Raw genomic sequence first — 15428 nt, forward strand, 5'->3', positions numbered from 1 at the left:
ATAAGACGGGTTTCCGCCGGGGTGTAGGCTCGTGTGATCACCCCATGTCAGCCTAGTCCTACGGCAACTATCTATTTTCATACCAAAATGCGCAACAGCCCGGCGCACGATTGCGAGGCACCCCCGTCTTGCTGGCTGGAGAGCGAGGCCCAGCCTTGGTTCCCCTGTATTTCCAGCTATCCGTACGGCAGCGAACATTGCTGTGGGAAATAGACAGCCTGACAGGCGAAAACGGTCGAGCAGAGCATCACGGATGAGCGATTCGTCCTGGACGAGGTGTCCTCCTACAGGGGCTTGAAGTCGTGGCTCGACAGTAGGCGTGTTCATATGGCCGGGAAGAAAATGGCATCGACGCCAATACACATGCAATACAAATAAGACCCTCTTGCCCTGGACTAGTTCAATCCGATGATGGACGGCCGGATTTCGTCATGTGTTTCCACTATTACCTGTTTCATTTAAGTAATTAATACCGCTGCGTTCCCACAACAAACATTTGGCGAACCTGATTTCAGTGACATTTCCCGGTGGAAAATCTCTTCAAAACGCACTAAACTTGCCGTACATCAATACGAGGTTCCCCATGACGCGTTCGCAAGCCGGTTTCACCCTGATCGAAGTGCTGGTCACCGTCGTGATCGTCGGCATACTGTCCGCCGTGGCGATCCCGGCATATTCGGGCCACGTCACGCGCTCGCGCACCGCCGAGGCGTTCACGGCGCTGGGTGCGGCGCAGGCGAATGCGGAACAGTTCTGGGGCAACAACCGCACGTATGCCGGGTACGACGGCGCCAGTGCCTTTCCCGCTGCTACGCCCAATTTCACCTACGCGCTGAGCAACGCCACCGCGTCCACGTTCACGATCACCGCGACCGGCCGTGCCAGGATGACCGGTTTTACGTACACGATCGACCAGAACGGCACCCGCGCCACCACGGCCACGGCGGGCTGGGGCACCAACACGGCGTGCTGGGTCGACAAGAAGGGCGGTCAATGCTCCAGCTGAAGCCCCGGCTGCGCAAAGGCGGCTACACGCTGATCGAGGTGATGGTGGGTGTCGCCATCCTCGGCATCCTGCTGGCCGTGGGCATTCCCAACATGACGGACTGGATCGCCGCCAACAAGGCCCGCGCGGCCTCCGGGTTCTACCTGGACGGCCTGTCGATGGCCCGCCGCCAGGCCGTCGTACACAATGCGCGCAGCCGTTTCATACTCACGCCGGGCACCAACGGCCAATTCGACTGGCAGGTGGACCTGTGCTTCCCGGTGCCGGGCACCCCGTGCGCGGACGACGAGGGCAACTGGTCGACCACGGCCGCCGCATCGGCCGGCGATCCCGAGGGGACCGCCGGCTTCCGCTCGGTGTTCCGCTCCGCCGCATCGCTGCCGCCGTCGAGCGTGCTGGTGCCATCCGTGGCGCCGGCCGGGGCCAGCGCGGTGTATTTCACGGAGCTGGGCTGGGTCGATACGACGATCGCCGGCCGCCTGGCGCGGCTGCGCCTGGACCCGTCGGGCGCGCTGGCCGGCGATGTGCGCGCCGCCGCGGTGGCCGTCACGCTGGCCGGCATGGCCGCCCAGTGCAATCCGGCCGCAGCCGTACCCGATTCGCGGGCCTGTCCGCCATGAACCGCATGATCCGCCGCCAGCAGGGCGTGGCGCTGCTCGAAGCGCTGGTCGCCGTCGTCATCCTGGCGCTCGGCCTGCTGGGCACGATCGGGCTGCAGGCGCGTTCGTACTCGGCCCTGGCCGATTCGGCGATGCGGGCCGAAGCCACGCTGGCGGCCGACCGCCTGGTCGGCATCATGAACAACGACGTGGCCAACCTTGCCGCCTACCAGGTGGCGCTCGACGCCACCGCGCCGGCGGCGCTGGCCGCGTGGGCAAGCGAAACGTCCGCCGCGATGCCCGGCGCGCGCTACAGTGTCGCCGTGGTGCCCGAGGCGGACCGCACCCGTGTCGAAGTCGCGCTCCACTGGCGCCGCAAGCAGGGCGATGCGGACAGCCGGCATCTCGTCACCGCCTACATAAGATGAAGCGGCCGATGCACACAGCACGGCCACGGCAGCGCGGCTTTTCGATCGTCGAGCTGATGGTCTCCGTCGTCATCGGGCTGCTGGCGGTGATGTTCGCCACGCGGCTGATGGTCAACGGCGAGCAGAGCAAGGCCGCCTCGGTCGGCGGCTCGGATGCCATGCAGAACGGCATGCTGGCGCTGTTCTCGATCACCACCGATGCATCCCAGGCCGGCTGGGGCCTGAACGACGACCTGCTCAACGGCTGCAACACGCGCATGACGGATACACAAGGTTTCGCGCTGGCCGCCGCCATGCGCGACGGCGCCGCGATCACGCCGCTGGCGCCGGCGGTGATCGCCGACGGCGGCCAGGGCTCCGATTCCCTGACACTGTATTCCGGCACCGGCCTGGCCGGCGTCGGCTCCACGCGCGTCTGGCAGAACTACATCGGCGGCACATCGATCGGCGTCGACAGCGTCGCGCCCTTCGGCTTCAACCAGGGCGACGTCATCGTCGTCGCGCCGGAGCCGGCCGGCGCCGGCTGCACGCTGGCGCAGATCTCGGCGGCGCCCGCCGCCAGCACGCTGCAGATCGCCGCCGGCGCCGCATACCGCTACAACACGGGCAACCTGGGCACCAACTACAACGGCGGGCAGGCGCGCGTGTTCAACCTCGGCGCGGCGGGCAAGCTGTCGTTCCACACCTGGTCGGTGGCGAACGGCGTGCTGCAACTGCGCGCCACCGACCTGGCGGGCACCGGCGGCCAGCCGCAGGCCGTGGTCGGCAACGTGGTCGCGCTGAAGGCGCAATATGGTTTCGACACCCGCGCCGGCACCGCCTTCGCGCCGAAAGGCGGCATGAAGGTCGGGCGCTGGAGCGCGGCGATGATCGATGCGGACGGCGACGGCAGCACCGGCGCGGCCGGCGACTGGCAGCGCATCGCCGCCCTGCGGATCGCCGTGATCGCCCGCAGCGCGGTGCCCGAGCGCCCCGCGACGCGGCAGGCCACCTGCACGGCCACCACCGCGCCGCTGACGGTGTTCGGCAGCGCCGTGCCGGCAGGCGTGAACGCCAGCCCGGCCCAGGTGGCGCTGGCGGTGCCGAACGATACCGTGAGCTGGACCTGTTACCGTTACCGCGTGTTCGAAACGATCGTGCCGATCCGTAACGCCGGGTGGCGGCCATGAGGCATGCGCACATCCAGCGCGGCATCGCGCTCCCGGTCATGCTGATCATGCTCGTGGTGATGATGGTCAGCAGCATCTACCTGCTGCGCTCCACCAACTCGACGGCGCTGACGGCATCGAACCTGGCCTACGAGGATGCGCTGTCGAAAGCTGCCGACCTGGGCATCCATACGGCGTACAACTGGCTGAACAGCCTGCCGAACAAGAACGTGCTGTACAACGACGTACCCGCCGCCGGCTACGTAGCCACGGTCAACCCGGGGGCGGGGCAGGGCGTGTCCAATCCGGCATTCTGGAACGGCGCCGTCACCGTGTGGGATGCCGGCCGGCGCAACCAGGTGCAGTACGTGATCCACCGCATGTGCCAGTTCACCGGCGCCTACAATGCGGTCAATCCGGCCAACAACTGCACGCTCACGGCGGCGCGCCAGAACCTGCAGGCCAGAACACGGGCCGGCGACAGCCTGTCTTCCGATGCGCCGGCCTACCAGGGCAAGCCGCAGCTGCACTACCTGATCACCGCGCGGATCACCGGCGCGCGCGGCGGCAATGTGATGAACCAGGCCGTGGTCATGATGGGCCCGTAGCAGGGATACGAAGCGATGATGAATTATTTGACCCGACTGCTGTTGCTCGCGCTGGCGTGCCTGCCCGGCCTGCCGCAGGCCGCCACCACGAATATCGCCCAGGTGCCGCTGCTGAACATCGCCGGCACCGGCACCGTCAAGCCGAACCTGATGCTGCTGTTCGATAACTCCGGCTCGATGGACCAGACCTACACGCCGGACTACGTGAACGACAACCTGTGCCGCTCGCGCCTCACGCTGTCCGCCGGCATCACCTCGTGCAACGTCGGCCATCCGCCGTTCATGAGCCCGGACTTCAACCGCCAGTACTACAACCCGCGCATCCGCTACCAGGCGCCGATCCAGTGGGACGGCACGTATTACCCGGACATGACGGCCGCGCAGACGGCCAGCTGGACCAGCGTGCCCAGCGACGGCTTCGGCCGCAGCAACACCAACCTGTATGGCGTTTCCGACAACGCCATCAACCTGGTCACGGGCTTTCCCGACCTGAAGTGGTGCAACGCCAGCGACGAAACGGATTGCCGCGTCAACACCGCCACCTACACTTACCCGGACAACAGCTTCTACAACGCGGCCGCCATCAGCGGCGGCCCGTACTACTACAACATCACCGTGTCCGAATACTGCCGCGACGAGCGGCTCACCTCGTGCACGTCGGTGGCGGCCGGTGCCGCCGCGCCGGCCGGCTACCCGGTGGCGGCCACCGTGCGCTGGTGCAGCAACCGCGCGCTGACCACGTGCCAGGCCAAGCGGGTGGGCAGCTACGTGTATCCCAAGTATTCGACGCCGCCGTCGTCGGCCATCGCGCACGGCACGATCACGCTCGGTACCACGCTTTCCACGTCGGCGATGCAGATCGCCTCGGTCACCGTCATCAACCCGGCGGCGCCGGATTCGCCGATCACGATCAGCAACGGCACCGTCAACGCGGCGAACGGCACCACCACGGCGGCGCGCCAGCAGGCACTGGCCATCCAAGTCGCGGCCGGCATCATCGCGCGTACCGGCCTGGGTGCCAACTCCTACTGGGCCTGCGTGCGCACGCCGACCGGCGCGCCGTCCGTGCCAGCCTGTTCATCGCTCGGCATCGCGCTCACATCGGACAACGTGGTGGCCGTCATCCCCGTCAATTGCGCGGGCAGCACCAAGTCGCTGACGAACTGCAGCACCATCCGCGAAGACTCCGCGCTGAACACGCGGCAGGGCTGGGGGCTGGAAGTGGATGCGCCTTCGGTGCAGACCACGCCGGCCACCACCGGCCAGCCGCCCACCGCGCTGCTGCGCATCGGCGGCAGCGGCTCGATGCGCAACAACGGCAGCATCACCAATATCAAGCTGGGTTCCACGCAAATCACAGGTACCGTGGCGCTGAAGAACATGTCGGCGGCGCAGTCGGCGGTGGCGATCGTGCAGGCGATCAATGCCTATGCCACACGCGCCACGCACCGCGCCTACCTGGGCGGCGACGCCACCACCGGCGTGTGCGCCAACGAGCCGTCCACCACGGTGTGCGTGGTGAACATCAACGCCACGGCGAATGGCGCGGCGCTGACCGGCAGCGTGGCGAACAACAACAACGTGGCGTTCAGCACCGTCGCCGCCACCAGTATCGTCGAAGGCATTCCGGTCACGGCCACCGCGCTGTCGTCGGCCCCGAATGCGTTCTCGCGCGTCAACATCGTGGCGGGCCGCACCTATCCGAAGGCGGCCGCGCGCGGCGACTGCGTGGCGCAGACCTCGGTCTGCACCTACGACGAGGAAATGACCAACTTCGCCAACTGGTATGCGTATTACAAGAACCGGCTGCAGATGATGAAGACATCGGTCGGCATCGCCTTCGCCGCGATCAACGCCAACTACCGGGTCGGCTTCGTGCGGCTGTCGCAGGCGGGCGCCGGCAGCGCGATCGACCTGAAGCCGGCCGACTTCACCGGCACCGCGCGCAGCACCTGGTACAGCACGCTGTACAACGTGACCAGCAGCGGCTCCACGCCGATCCGCACCGCGCTGGACAACGTGGGCCGCATGTTTTCCAACAAGACTCCCTACAACTACGGCTCGGGGCAGGAAGTGGTGCAGTTCCCCTGCCAGCAGAATTTCACCATCCTCACCACCGACGGCTACTGGAACGGCAGCTCCACCGACAACGTGGAAAGCAACGACAACCAGGAAAACGCGGCGCGCTTCTGCACCTGGGGGCGGGGCTGCGTCGATACGCGCAGCCAGTCGCAGCCGTCGATCTCCGACGTGGCGCTGCACTGGTATAACGGCGGATCGTCGACGACGACCGTTTCGCTCCGCCCGGACCTGGAGCCGGACATGACGAAGCCCGGCCAGGTGCCGGCCGCCGAAGGCGAGAACACGCACCTGCACATGAACACCTACACGCTGGGCCTGGGCATGGATGGCGTGATGACCTACGAGGCGAACTACGACACGGCGCCGAAGGCCGGCGGCGACTTCTACAACCTGATCACGCGCGTGCAGACCGGCTGTCCGTGGAACAACAACGGCCCGTACGTATGGCCGAACCCGGACGTGACGAACGCCGGCAACACCGTGCAGGAGCGGGTGGACGACCTGTGGCACGCGGCCATCAACGGCCACGGCAAGTACTTCAGCGCCAACGAGCCGCGCGAGGTGGTGGACGGCCTGTCGTCCGCGCTGGCGAACATGCAGGTCACGCTGGGCGCCGCCTCGGCCGCCGCCACGTCCACGCCAAACATCTCGCTGCAGGACAACGACATTTTCTCGGACACCTTCACCACCGTGAAATGGTATGGCGAGCTGTCGGACCGGAAGATCGATCCCACCACCGGGATCGTCGGCACCGGCACGGTGTGGACGACGACGGACACGGTCGGCGAGAAGGTCGCCGCCGCCAGCGACACGCGCAGCATCTTCATGGCCGGCACCGGCGCCCTGAAGGCATTCCGCTACGACGGCATGACGGCGCAGGAAAAGGCGTGGTTCAACGGCCAGTGCCCGGACCTGCCGCAGTGCACGCTGCTGTCCACCGCCGACCGCGCGCTCGTCAACAGCGGCGACAACATGGTGAACTGGCTGCGCGGCCAGCAGCAGCACGCCAACGACCGCATCTTCCGCGCCTACTCGATGAGCAGCGACACGCCGTCGATTCCCATCGTGCTGGGCGACATCGCCTCGTCGAAGCCGGCCTACGTGCGCGATCCCCGCAAGGCCTACACCGACAACGACTACAGCGCCTTCCGCGATGCGCAGACGGCGGCGCGTCCGGTGGCGACCGTGTACACCGCCGCCAACGACGGCATGCTGCATGCGTTTTCCGCCGCCGACGGCGAGGAAGTATGGGCCTACGTGCCGCGCATCACGATGAAGAAGCTGCCGGCATTGTCCAGCACCACGTATGCGACGAACCACCAGTTCACCACGGACGGCTCGCCGGAGGTGGCGGACGTGTACTTCAACGGCGCCTGGCGCACGGTGCTGGTGGCCGGCCTGAACGCCGGCGGCCGCGGCTACTATGCGCTGGACATCACCGATCCGCGCCAGCCGAAGCAGCTGTGGGAGCTGTGCGCCGATGCGGACGTGTGCGCCAACGCGGTGCCGAACCTGGGCCTGTCGTTCGGCAACCCGCAGTTCGGCACGTGGAAGGACGGCTCGGGCGCCGCGCGCTGGGTGGTGTTCCTCACCTCCGGCTACAACAACGTGCCGGGCGTGGACGGCGTCGACACCGGCGACGGCAAGGGCTACCTGTTCATCGTCGACATCGCCACAGGCGCCGTGCTCAAGACCGTGACCACCAACAGCGGCGACACCGCCACGCCCTCGGGCCTGGCGAAGATCACCGCGATCACGCCCGACCCGAACGGCGACCCGCTCGTCTCGTATATCTACGGCGGCGACAACCAGGGGCAGATGTGGCGCTTCGACCTGACCGCCACGAACGGCAGCGTGGGCGTGCTGAAGATGGGCGACGCGGGCGCCGCCCAGCCGGTGACCACGCGGCCCGACGTCACGCTGTGCGCCGTGGACGGCAGCACGGAGCCGCAGCGCGTGGTGCTGTTCGGTACCGGACGCCTGCTCGACGTGCCCGATACCACCAGCACCGACGTGCAGAGCCTGTACGCGCTGAAGGATACCGGCACCGCCGTCAACGTGCGCGGCGCGGCGATGGAACAGCAAACGCTGAGCAACGCCGGCGCGGGTACCAACACCAGTTCCTACCAGATCACCGACGACGCGGCCGACCTGAAGCAGAAAAGCGGCTGGTTCTTCGACTGGCGGCTGAACCCTGGCGAGCGGATGAACATCGACCCGAAGATCGTCAGCGGCGTGGCCAACGTGGTCACGAACCTGCCGACGTCGTCGTCGTCCTGCTCGGTGGGCGGCACCAGCAATGCGTACGCGGTGGACGTGTGCCGCGGCGTGGGCATCAACGGCCTGGTCGTCGGCAGCACGCTGTCGAACACTTCCGCGGCGGTCGGCTTCATCATCGTGCGGCTGCCGAGCGGCCAGCTGAAGATGATCGCCACCACGGCCAAGGGCGAAACGCTGACCCGGCCGATCGTCGAACTCGACTCCGAAGGCGCCCACCCGGTCGGCTGGCGCCGCGTCAAGGGCGATTGAATGGCTGAGCCTGTGTCACTTTGGTGCCAGGCACCAAAGTGACACAGGCTCAGCCATGAACGGATGTTCTCCTGACGGCGTTCTCTCCGTGTCACGGGAGTCTGCGGATCGATCTGCATTGCCGAGTTCGTGTCACATCGGTGCCTGTCACATCGGTGCCTGGCACCAATGTGACACGGGCTCGGCTGTACTGGCCTTGACACATCGGTGCCTGGCACCAATGTGACACGGGCTCGGCTGTACTGGCCTTAAAATCGCCCGGTGCAGGCCAAAAAACGGTAAAATCTCCGGTTTTCCGTCGAGCCGAACCGTTGGCCGCCACCATGTCCGAAGAAATCGAAGTTACCAGTCAAGAAACCGCCGCCAAGGCACCGTCGCTGATCGCCCGCGAGGTGCAGCGCCGCCGCACGTTCGGCATCATTTCCCACCCCGATGCGGGCAAGACGACGCTGACCGAGAAGCTGCTGCTGTTCTCGGGCGCGATCCAGATGGCCGGCACCGTGAAGGCGCGCAAGAGCGCGCGCCACGCCACGTCGGACTGGATGGAAATCGAGAAGCAGCGCGGCATTTCGGTGGCGTCGTCGGTGATGCAGTTCGATTTCCGCGACCACATCATCAACCTGCTCGACACGCCCGGCCACCAGGACTTCTCGGAAGACACTTACCGCGTGCTGACCGCGGTCGACTCGGCGCTGATGGTGATCGATGCCGCGAAAGGCGTCGAGGCGCAGACGATCAAGCTGCTCGACGTTTGCCGCATGCGCAACACGCCGATCGTCACGTTCATGAACAAGATGGACCGCGAGACCCGCGATCCGCTCGAACTGCTCGACGAGCTGGAATCGGTGCTGAAGATCCAGTGCGCGCCGGTCACGTGGCCGATCGGCATGGGCAAGAACTTCCGTGGCGTGTATCACCTGCTGCGTGACGAGGTGCTGCTGTTCCGCGCCGGCCTGGAAAGCGCCAGCCAGACCTTCGAAGTCATCAAGGGCATCGACAACCCGAAACTGCAGGAGATGTTCCCGCTCGAGATGGACCAGCTGCGCATGGAAGTGGAGCTCGTCCACGGCGCATCGCATCCGTTCGACCTGCAGGAATTCCTGGCCGGCATCCAGACGCCCGTGTTCTTCGGGTCCGCGATCAACAACTTCGGCGTGCGCGAGATCCTGTCGGCGCTGGTCGACTGGGCGCCGCCGCCGCGCGAGCGCGATGCCACCGTGCGTTCGGTCGAGCCGACCGAGCAGCCGTTCTCCGGCTTCGTGTTCAAGATCCAGGCCAACATGGACCCGGCGCACCGCGACCGCATCGCCTTCCTGCGCGTGTGCTCAGGCCGCTTCGAGCGGGGCATGAAGGTCAAGCACCTGCGGCTCGGCCGCGAAGTGAAGGTGTCGTCCGTCGTCACGTTCATGGCCTCGTCGCGCGAACAGGTGGAAGAGGCCTTCGCCGGCGACATCATCGGCCTGCCGAACCACGGCAACATGCAGATCGGCGACAGCTTCTCCGAAGGCGAGCAGCTGCAGTTCACCGGCATTCCGTACTTCGCGCCGGACTTCTTCCGCCAGGTGCGCATCCGCAATCCGCTGAAGATCAAGCAGCTCCACAAGGGCCTGCAGCAGCTGGGCGAAGAGGGCGCCGTGCAGGTGTTCAAGCCGGTGCAGGGCGGCGAGCTGGTGCTGGGCGCGGTCGGCGTGCTGCAGTTCGAAGTGGTCGCCAGCCGGCTGATGAACGAATACGGCGTCGATGCCGTGTTCGAAGGCACCAGCATCAGCAGCGCGCGCTGGGTCTCGTCGGACGACAAGAAGGCCCTGGCCGACTTCGAAGCGGCCCTGGGCCACAACGTCGCCTACGATGCGGCCGGCAACCTGGCCTACCTCGCCACCTCCGGCGTCAACCTGCGCCTCACGCAGGAGCGCTGGCCGAAGCTGACGTTCCACGCCACCCGCGAGCACGCCACCAAGCTGTCGTAGCCAGCCCGAAACACCATCCCGAACCGCGCCCAGTGCGCGGTTTTTCGTTGTAATCCCCCAACGGGGACAGTCCCTGAGCCTACCCCTCGAATTCCCAAGTGCGGACCATCGAAACGAGTTCGATAAATGCATATTTGATGGCCGATGGGGAGAGCCTGGGTCGACGATAGTCGTCGACCCAGTGCATTGCCAACGAGAAGATTGAAAGGCAGCTGCCTGCCTTGGGATGGCTGCCGTAGTGGACTTCATAGCCAGCCGCTCGTGCCGCTAAGCCGATCAGCCATAAGGCATAAGTGAGCAATGCACCGATTAGTAAAAGTGCCGCCAGACGAAGCAGGCTTGTAGTCTGGCTATGTCGCAGTGCCATTCCCCATTTGGCATTCTTCAGGTCGCGGAAAGTCTGCTCGATTTGCATGCGCCCAGAGTAAATTTTGATGATGTCGTCTGCACGAAGCTGTGCCAGTGCTGGCGAAACGGCGAGTAGCCAAGGCTCACATTGGGCAGCGCTGTTTTTCTTGCTGTGGTGCGCGCGCGCAGGTTGACCGGATTTCGTCAAGCAATGCCGTCCTTTCGATTTGGACTTGTACAGCACTAATCGGCAGTCGACAGGGTTGGAGCGGACATGAAAAAAATAGCCCAAATCGCGCGCTTTTGCGGTAGCTCTTGAGTACAAGCTTTTGCAGCCGAACCAGTCGTTGCCGTTCTGTTGGCACACCAAATCACGGTTGCGTATCCGTCCGACCCAGCCAAAGCCGAGCTGATTGAGCGTTTTAAACCACGTAGCACGAAATCCTGCATCGGTGATGATGATGGCGCGACAGTGCGCTGGCAGGATGGTTTTCAGGGTCTTCATGAAGCACTTATGGACCAAAGATGCCGCGAGCCTCTCCTGAGGGTGGACCTCCTCGTAGAGCGTAAAGGCGCGTCCTTCGATGATGGCTGCTGCACGCAGCAATTGAGCACTGCCATCTGCGCGAATTTCTGACCAATCTACTGCTACCTGCACGTATTGCCTGGATTGAAGAAGGCGTTGGCTCATTGCTCGGTATATCTGCACCCGCTCTTTGGCCAGATGGGGATTGCTCAGCAAACGGTCACAGCACTTGATGCGATGCCGAAGACTTGTTTGTGACCTGAGCTGCTTACCGATGCGTACAACGCCCAGCCCGGCACGAGCTGCAGCTTGCACAATTTGAGCTAGGCAAGCTCGGCGTTTAGCGTGAATTGATGGGCACTCCTGCCCCAACAATCGTTGTATGATTTGGCGTGCATGCATGGTCCGTGCCTTTCATTTGCAGTTTGGTCGCTACGAATGAAAGGGCTAACACGGCCATGCATGTGCCGTTTTTGGGATTGAAGTTAACAGCTTCCCATATGGTTTACAACAAAAATTTGAGGGGTAGGCTCAGGGACAGTCCCCGATTTTTTTCAACAGTGGCGTTGCCGCCAGTATTCCCTGTTGACAGGTCCGGTGTCTATGTATACTGTATTAGTCACTTAATACAGTTATACACAACCATGACCGGGCATACCGCACTGCTTTTTTCCATCACCACCGGATCGCCGGAGCCGATCTATCGCCAGCTCATGGAGCAGGTCAGGCGGCTCGCCGCGGCCGGGGTGCTGGCGCCGGGCGACACGCTGCCGTCCGTGCGCGAAGTGGCGGGCGCACTTGCCGTCAATCCGATGACGGTCTCCAAGGCATACAACCTGCTGGAAATGGAAGGCGTGCTGGAGCGCATCCGCGGCCAGGGCATGCAGGTGGCGCAACGCCCGGCCGCCGGTCGAGGCGGGCGCGAAGCACTGCTGCGGCCGGCGCTGGAGCGCGCCGCCCGCGAAGCACGCCAGCTGGAGCTGGACGATCACACGATCCTCGAACTGTTCAAACAAGTCCTGAAGGAAGCGAAATGACAACACCGGTGGTGGCAATGAAGGGAATCACACGCACGTTCGGCAGCCGTTCCGTGCTGCGCGGCGTCGACTGGCAGATCGACAGCGGCGAAGTGATCGGCCTGCTGGGCCGCAACGGCGCCGGCAAGTCCACGCTGATCGAGTGCATGCTGGGGCTGCGTGAAATGGATCCCGGCACCGTCATGCTGTTCGGCGAGCCGGCCGGCGACCTGTCCGAGGCGGCACGCGCCCGCATCGGCTACGTGCCGCAAAAATCCGACCTGTTCGACTGGCTCACGCCCGACCAGCTGCTGGCATACTTCCGCACGCTGTACCCGCGCTGGAACGAGCACAAGGTGGAACACCTGCTGGGGCGCTGGGGCTTCGATGCGCAGGCGCGGCGGCAGCGCATCGCCGACCTGTCCGGCGGCCAGCAGCAGCGCCTGTCGATCATCCGCGCGCTGGCGCCGGAGCCGGACCTGCTGGTGCTGGACGAGCCGGTGGCCAGCCTCGACCCGGTCGGCCGGCGCGACTTCCTGCGCGAGCTGGTCGACGACGTGATCGAGCGCGGCACCACGGTGCTGTTCTCGACGCACATCCTGTCCGATCTCGAAAGGATCGCGGTGGACGTGGCATTCCTGAAGGAGGGCCGCATCGCGCTGCAGGCACCGCTCGACGACCTGCTCGAAAGCACCCGCCGCGTCACCGGAGACCCGGACGCACTGGCCACGCTGCGGCTCGACCAGGAACTGGGCCGCGTGCGCCACCAGGATGGCGCGTTCAGCATCGTGGCGCGGCTGACCCCGCAGGAATCGGCGAGGCTGCATGCGGCGCCCGGCGTGCGCATCGATCCCGTATCGCTGGAAGACCTGTTCGAAGAGGTGACGCGATGAACGCCTGGCGCCAGTTGCTGGTCCAGACAGTATTGCGCCACCGGGCGCAGGGCCCGCTGTGGCAGACGTGGAGCCTGCTGGGGGCGCTGCTGCTGACGCTGGCAGGACTGTTGTCGGGCGTTTTGCCGCCGCAGGTTGCGGCAATCCTGGCGGGCGTGCTGGTGTTTGCCGTCACGCTGTGGTGGTGGGCCCTGTTCCTGCAGACGGCGATGCGCCTGAACACGCCGGCGGCGGCCTGCCTGGTGCCGGGCATGCGCCGCCGGCTGATGACGCTGACAGCGGCGCTCTGGATCATCGGCAGCCTGCCGCAGGCTGCGCTGTTCGGCGCCGCGAGCGGCCATTTCGGTTACGGATGGCTGCTTTCCACCGCACTACTGCTGTTCATTGCGATCTGCTGCCGTTACCTGTGGCTCGCGTTCCTGCCGTCGCCGCTGTGGCTGGTCAACCAGGCAAGCGGCAACCCGGCGATGGTGATGGTTGCCTCGCTCAGGAGCGCGGGTGAAGCGGTCGTGGTGTCCGCCGGCATGCTGCTGCTCGTGGTGCTGGGTGGCATGGTGCTGCGCCTCGTATTTCCGCGCGGCGGCGACGCCCACCACCGGATCGGCGAATGCATCGAGCGGCGCACGCGCAACCTGAAGCAGGGCGGCCTGGTGCCGGCCGATGGCGGGATGTCGCGGATGCTTGGCATTGTCTATCGCGCACGGCTGACGGCCCGGGGCAGCGCCGGCGCACGCCTGCTCGATGCGCTGGGCGCGCGTGCCCATTGGGGCTGGCCGGTGATGGGCATCGCCGCGATCGCTGCCGCCGCGCTGGCGTGGCGCGCCCTGGCCGAGCCGGCCACGATGCGGATCTTCATGCCGATGGTGCTGATGGCCATGCTGCTGCTGGTTATCACGCATGTCGAGGCGGTGCTCGCCGCCCTGAAAGGTTCGGCGGTCGAGCAGGGCATCCTGCGGCTCGTACCTGCCGCACCGCCAGTGCGCGACCTGAACCGGCAACTGGCGCTGGCGCTGCTGGCGCGCTTCGGTATCGTCTGGTGTGCCTACCTGGCCTGCAGCATCGTGGTGGTCGTCACCACCACGCAACCCTGGGGCGCATGGCTGTGCTGCACCGCGATGTCGGTGGCGATCGCGCCGGCGCTATTGCGCGACCATGCACGGCATCCCGGCTGGCCTTTGTCGCAATGGACGGCCGGTGCCGTGATGCTCGTGATGCTGTCGTTGGGCGGCATGGTGGAGCATGGGGCAATAGCCATCGGATTGGTGACTGCGGTTGCTACGGCGCTGCTGGCAGGTACCGCCATCGCGCTGGCCTGGCGCTGGCGCCGCGCCATCGCCGCCGCGCCGGCGTTCCCGGCCGGGCGGCTCGCTGCCTGATCACCTGGCCGGCGTGGCCAGCGGCTGCCCCTTCTCGACGACATACACGCCCACCAGCTTCGTGGTGGTGCTGCCCGGATTGCGCGCATCGTGCACGACGCCGGCGGGGATGATGATGGCCTCGCCGGCCTTGACCCGGCGCGGCGGCGCGCCGTCGACCAGCAGTTCGCCTTCGCCATCGAGGAAATAGGTGATCTCGTCGCCGGGATGCGTGTGGCGGCCGGCGGTGGCGCCCGGCGCCAGTTCGACATGGGCGACGACGGCTTCGCGATTGGGCACCGACACATCACCGCGGGTAATGACGGTGCGCTTGATGCCGCCCGGCTGGGCGAGGGCGCCGGCGGCGGCCGCCAGGCAGATCAGGAACATGGCCGCGCGGGCCCGGTCAGGAAATTTCATTCGCTACTCCCCAGTCTCGATCCACACCGGGCCGGACGGCCGGCGCACGCCGCGAGGCGCAAGCCATGTTACCGCGTCCGGATGCGCGACAGGGAAGATCGATGGCATGCCGGCGCAAGCTTTCCCGCCATGCCATCGCGCCGCATCAGCGCTTGGGCCGGCTTACCTGGTCGGCTACGCTGCGCATCATTTGCGCCGCTTCCGGTTCGGTATCGAACTGCGGTGTCGCCTCGAAGTCGGCCTGCGCGGCATTCACGTCATCCGCACTGACGGCCGGCGGGTCGTTTGGCGTTCCGGCCGCCGCGCCGGCGGATTCCGGTTCGGCAGGAGGCTGGTCGGCCAGCTCGTAACCGGCGCTCGCGTCCTGATCGGTTACCGTCGGCGGCGACTGATCGGGCGTGCCGCCGGTGCCGGCTTCGCCGGATACCGGGTCCGCTTGCGGCATCGAGGTGACGTCGCTGTTCTTCAAGGAGTTCGTTTCGTTGGACATGGACTATCTTTCT

At 65.9% G+C, this 15428-nt stretch carries 13 protein-coding genes; 10 read left to right on the forward strand and 3 right to left on the reverse strand.

The window, feature by feature from the left end:
- Positions 1 to 583 precede the first annotated feature (583 nt).
- The 7 genes from GJV26_RS25095 to GJV26_RS25125 all read left to right on the forward strand — a co-directional run bounded on the left by GJV26_RS25095 (position 584) and on the right by GJV26_RS25125 (position 10367).
- Positions 584 to 1006: a type IV pilin protein gene (locus GJV26_RS25095; protein WP_155711359.1), complete on the forward strand. Its 423-nt coding sequence runs from the start codon at positions 584 to 586 to the stop codon at positions 1004 to 1006.
- Positions 994 to 1626 carry a pilus assembly FimT family protein gene (locus GJV26_RS25100; protein WP_155711360.1) on the forward strand — a complete coding sequence of 211 codons (633 nt, stop codon included), beginning with the start codon at positions 994 to 996 and terminating at the stop codon, positions 1624 to 1626. Before GJV26_RS25095 ends, GJV26_RS25100 begins: the two co-directional genes overlap by 13 nt.
- A complete protein-coding gene (locus tag GJV26_RS25105; protein ID WP_155711361.1) occupies positions 1623 to 2033 on the forward strand; it encodes a type IV pilus modification PilV family protein in 411 nt (136 codons plus the stop codon). Before GJV26_RS25100 ends, GJV26_RS25105 begins: the two co-directional genes overlap by 4 nt.
- 8 nt (positions 2034 to 2041) lie before the next feature.
- Positions 2042 to 3202: a PilW family protein gene (locus tag GJV26_RS25110; RefSeq protein WP_155711362.1), complete on the forward strand. Its 1161-nt coding sequence runs from the start codon at positions 2042 to 2044 to the stop codon at positions 3200 to 3202.
- Complete coding sequence (locus GJV26_RS25115; protein ID WP_155711363.1) at positions 3199 to 3789, forward strand: pilus assembly PilX family protein; 591 nt, start codon at positions 3199 to 3201, stop codon at positions 3787 to 3789. Before GJV26_RS25110 ends, GJV26_RS25115 begins: the two co-directional genes overlap by 4 nt.
- Positions 3790 to 3804: 15 nt before the next feature.
- Positions 3805 to 8400, forward strand: a complete 4596-nt coding sequence (locus GJV26_RS25120) for a pilus assembly protein (RefSeq protein WP_229419441.1) — start codon at positions 3805 to 3807, stop codon at positions 8398 to 8400.
- A 323-nt stretch (positions 8401 to 8723) separates the two neighbouring features.
- Positions 8724 to 10367: a peptide chain release factor 3 gene (locus GJV26_RS25125; RefSeq protein ID WP_155711364.1), complete on the forward strand. Its 1644-nt coding sequence runs from the start codon at positions 8724 to 8726 to the stop codon at positions 10365 to 10367.
- 79 nt (positions 10368 to 10446) lie between these two features.
- Here the strand turns inward: GJV26_RS25125 and GJV26_RS25130 are convergent, their stop codons facing one another.
- The gene (locus GJV26_RS25130) at positions 10447 to 11643 is read right to left on the reverse strand and encodes an IS4 family transposase (protein WP_155709600.1); all 1197 of its coding nucleotides are present in this window, start codon (positions 11641 to 11643) and stop codon (positions 10447 to 10449) included.
- A gap of 242 nt (positions 11644 to 11885) precedes the next feature.
- Here GJV26_RS25130 and GJV26_RS25135 point away from each other — a divergent pair, with 242 nt between their 5' ends.
- From GJV26_RS25135 to GJV26_RS25145, 3 genes are read left to right on the forward strand one after another with little or no spacing between them, the layout of a single operon-like run.
- Positions 11886 to 12278 carry a GntR family transcriptional regulator gene (locus GJV26_RS25135; protein ID WP_155711365.1) on the forward strand — a complete coding sequence of 131 codons (393 nt, stop codon included), beginning with the start codon at positions 11886 to 11888 and terminating at the stop codon, positions 12276 to 12278.
- Between the two features lie 17 nt (positions 12279 to 12295).
- Positions 12296 to 13150 carry an ABC transporter ATP-binding protein gene (locus GJV26_RS25140; protein ID WP_229419442.1) on the forward strand — a complete coding sequence of 285 codons (855 nt, stop codon included), beginning with the start codon at positions 12296 to 12298 and terminating at the stop codon, positions 13148 to 13150.
- Positions 13147 to 14526: a hypothetical protein gene (locus GJV26_RS25145; RefSeq protein WP_155711367.1), complete on the forward strand. Its 1380-nt coding sequence runs from the start codon at positions 13147 to 13149 to the stop codon at positions 14524 to 14526. The genes GJV26_RS25140 and GJV26_RS25145 overlap by 4 nt, the downstream gene beginning before the upstream one ends.
- On the opposite strand, the gene GJV26_RS25150 is transcribed toward GJV26_RS25145, so the two are convergent.
- Together GJV26_RS25150 and GJV26_RS25155 are read right to left on the reverse strand one after the other, a co-directional pair.
- On the reverse strand, positions 14527 to 14925 hold the full coding sequence (locus tag GJV26_RS25150) for a cupin domain-containing protein (protein WP_173346266.1): 399 nt from the start codon (positions 14923 to 14925) through the stop codon (positions 14527 to 14529).
- A 145-nt stretch (positions 14926 to 15070) separates the two neighbouring features.
- Positions 15071 to 15415: a hypothetical protein gene (locus tag GJV26_RS25155; protein ID WP_155711368.1), complete on the reverse strand. Its 345-nt coding sequence runs from the start codon at positions 15413 to 15415 to the stop codon at positions 15071 to 15073.
- Positions 15416 to 15428: the final 13 nt, after the last annotated feature.

It is taken from the genome of Pseudoduganella dura, from assembly GCF_009727155.1.
GTDB classification, from domain to species: domain Bacteria; phylum Pseudomonadota; class Gammaproteobacteria; order Burkholderiales; family Burkholderiaceae_D; genus Rugamonas; species Rugamonas dura.

What these genes read in the sequence shown, in the direction of transcription:
- GJV26_RS25095 (WP_155711359.1), top strand. Translation starts at nt 584, where the DNA reads ATGACGCGTTCGCAAGCCGGTTTCACCCTGATCGAAGTGCTGGTCACC.
- GJV26_RS25100 (WP_155711360.1), top strand. Translation starts at nt 994, where the DNA reads ATGCTCCAGCTGAAGCCCCGGCTGCGCAAAGGCGGCTACACGCTGATC.
- GJV26_RS25105 (WP_155711361.1), top strand. Translation starts at nt 1,623, where the DNA reads ATGAACCGCATGATCCGCCGCCAGCAGGGCGTGGCGCTGCTCGAAGCG.
- GJV26_RS25110 (WP_155711362.1), top strand. Translation starts at nt 2,042, where the DNA reads ATGCACACAGCACGGCCACGGCAGCGCGGCTTTTCGATCGTCGAGCTG.
- GJV26_RS25115 (WP_155711363.1), top strand. Translation starts at nt 3,199, where the DNA reads ATGAGGCATGCGCACATCCAGCGCGGCATCGCGCTCCCGGTCATGCTG.
- GJV26_RS25120 (WP_229419441.1), top strand. Translation starts at nt 3,805, where the DNA reads ATGATGAATTATTTGACCCGACTGCTGTTGCTCGCGCTGGCGTGCCTG.
- GJV26_RS25125 (WP_155711364.1), top strand. Translation starts at nt 8,724, where the DNA reads ATGTCCGAAGAAATCGAAGTTACCAGTCAAGAAACCGCCGCCAAGGCA.
- GJV26_RS25130 (WP_155709600.1), bottom strand. Translation starts at nt 11,643, where the DNA reads ATGCATGCACGCCAAATCATACAACGATTGTTGGGGCAGGAGTGCCCA.
- GJV26_RS25135 (WP_155711365.1), top strand. Translation starts at nt 11,886, where the DNA reads ATGACCGGGCATACCGCACTGCTTTTTTCCATCACCACCGGATCGCCG.
- GJV26_RS25140 (WP_229419442.1), top strand. Translation starts at nt 12,296, where the DNA reads ATGAAGGGAATCACACGCACGTTCGGCAGCCGTTCCGTGCTGCGCGGC.
- GJV26_RS25145 (WP_155711367.1), top strand. Translation starts at nt 13,147, where the DNA reads ATGAACGCCTGGCGCCAGTTGCTGGTCCAGACAGTATTGCGCCACCGG.
- GJV26_RS25150 (WP_173346266.1), bottom strand. Translation starts at nt 14,925, where the DNA reads ATGAAATTTCCTGACCGGGCCCGCGCGGCCATGTTCCTGATCTGCCTG.
- GJV26_RS25155 (WP_155711368.1), bottom strand. Translation starts at nt 15,415, where the DNA reads ATGTCCAACGAAACGAACTCCTTGAAGAACAGCGACGTCACCTCGATG.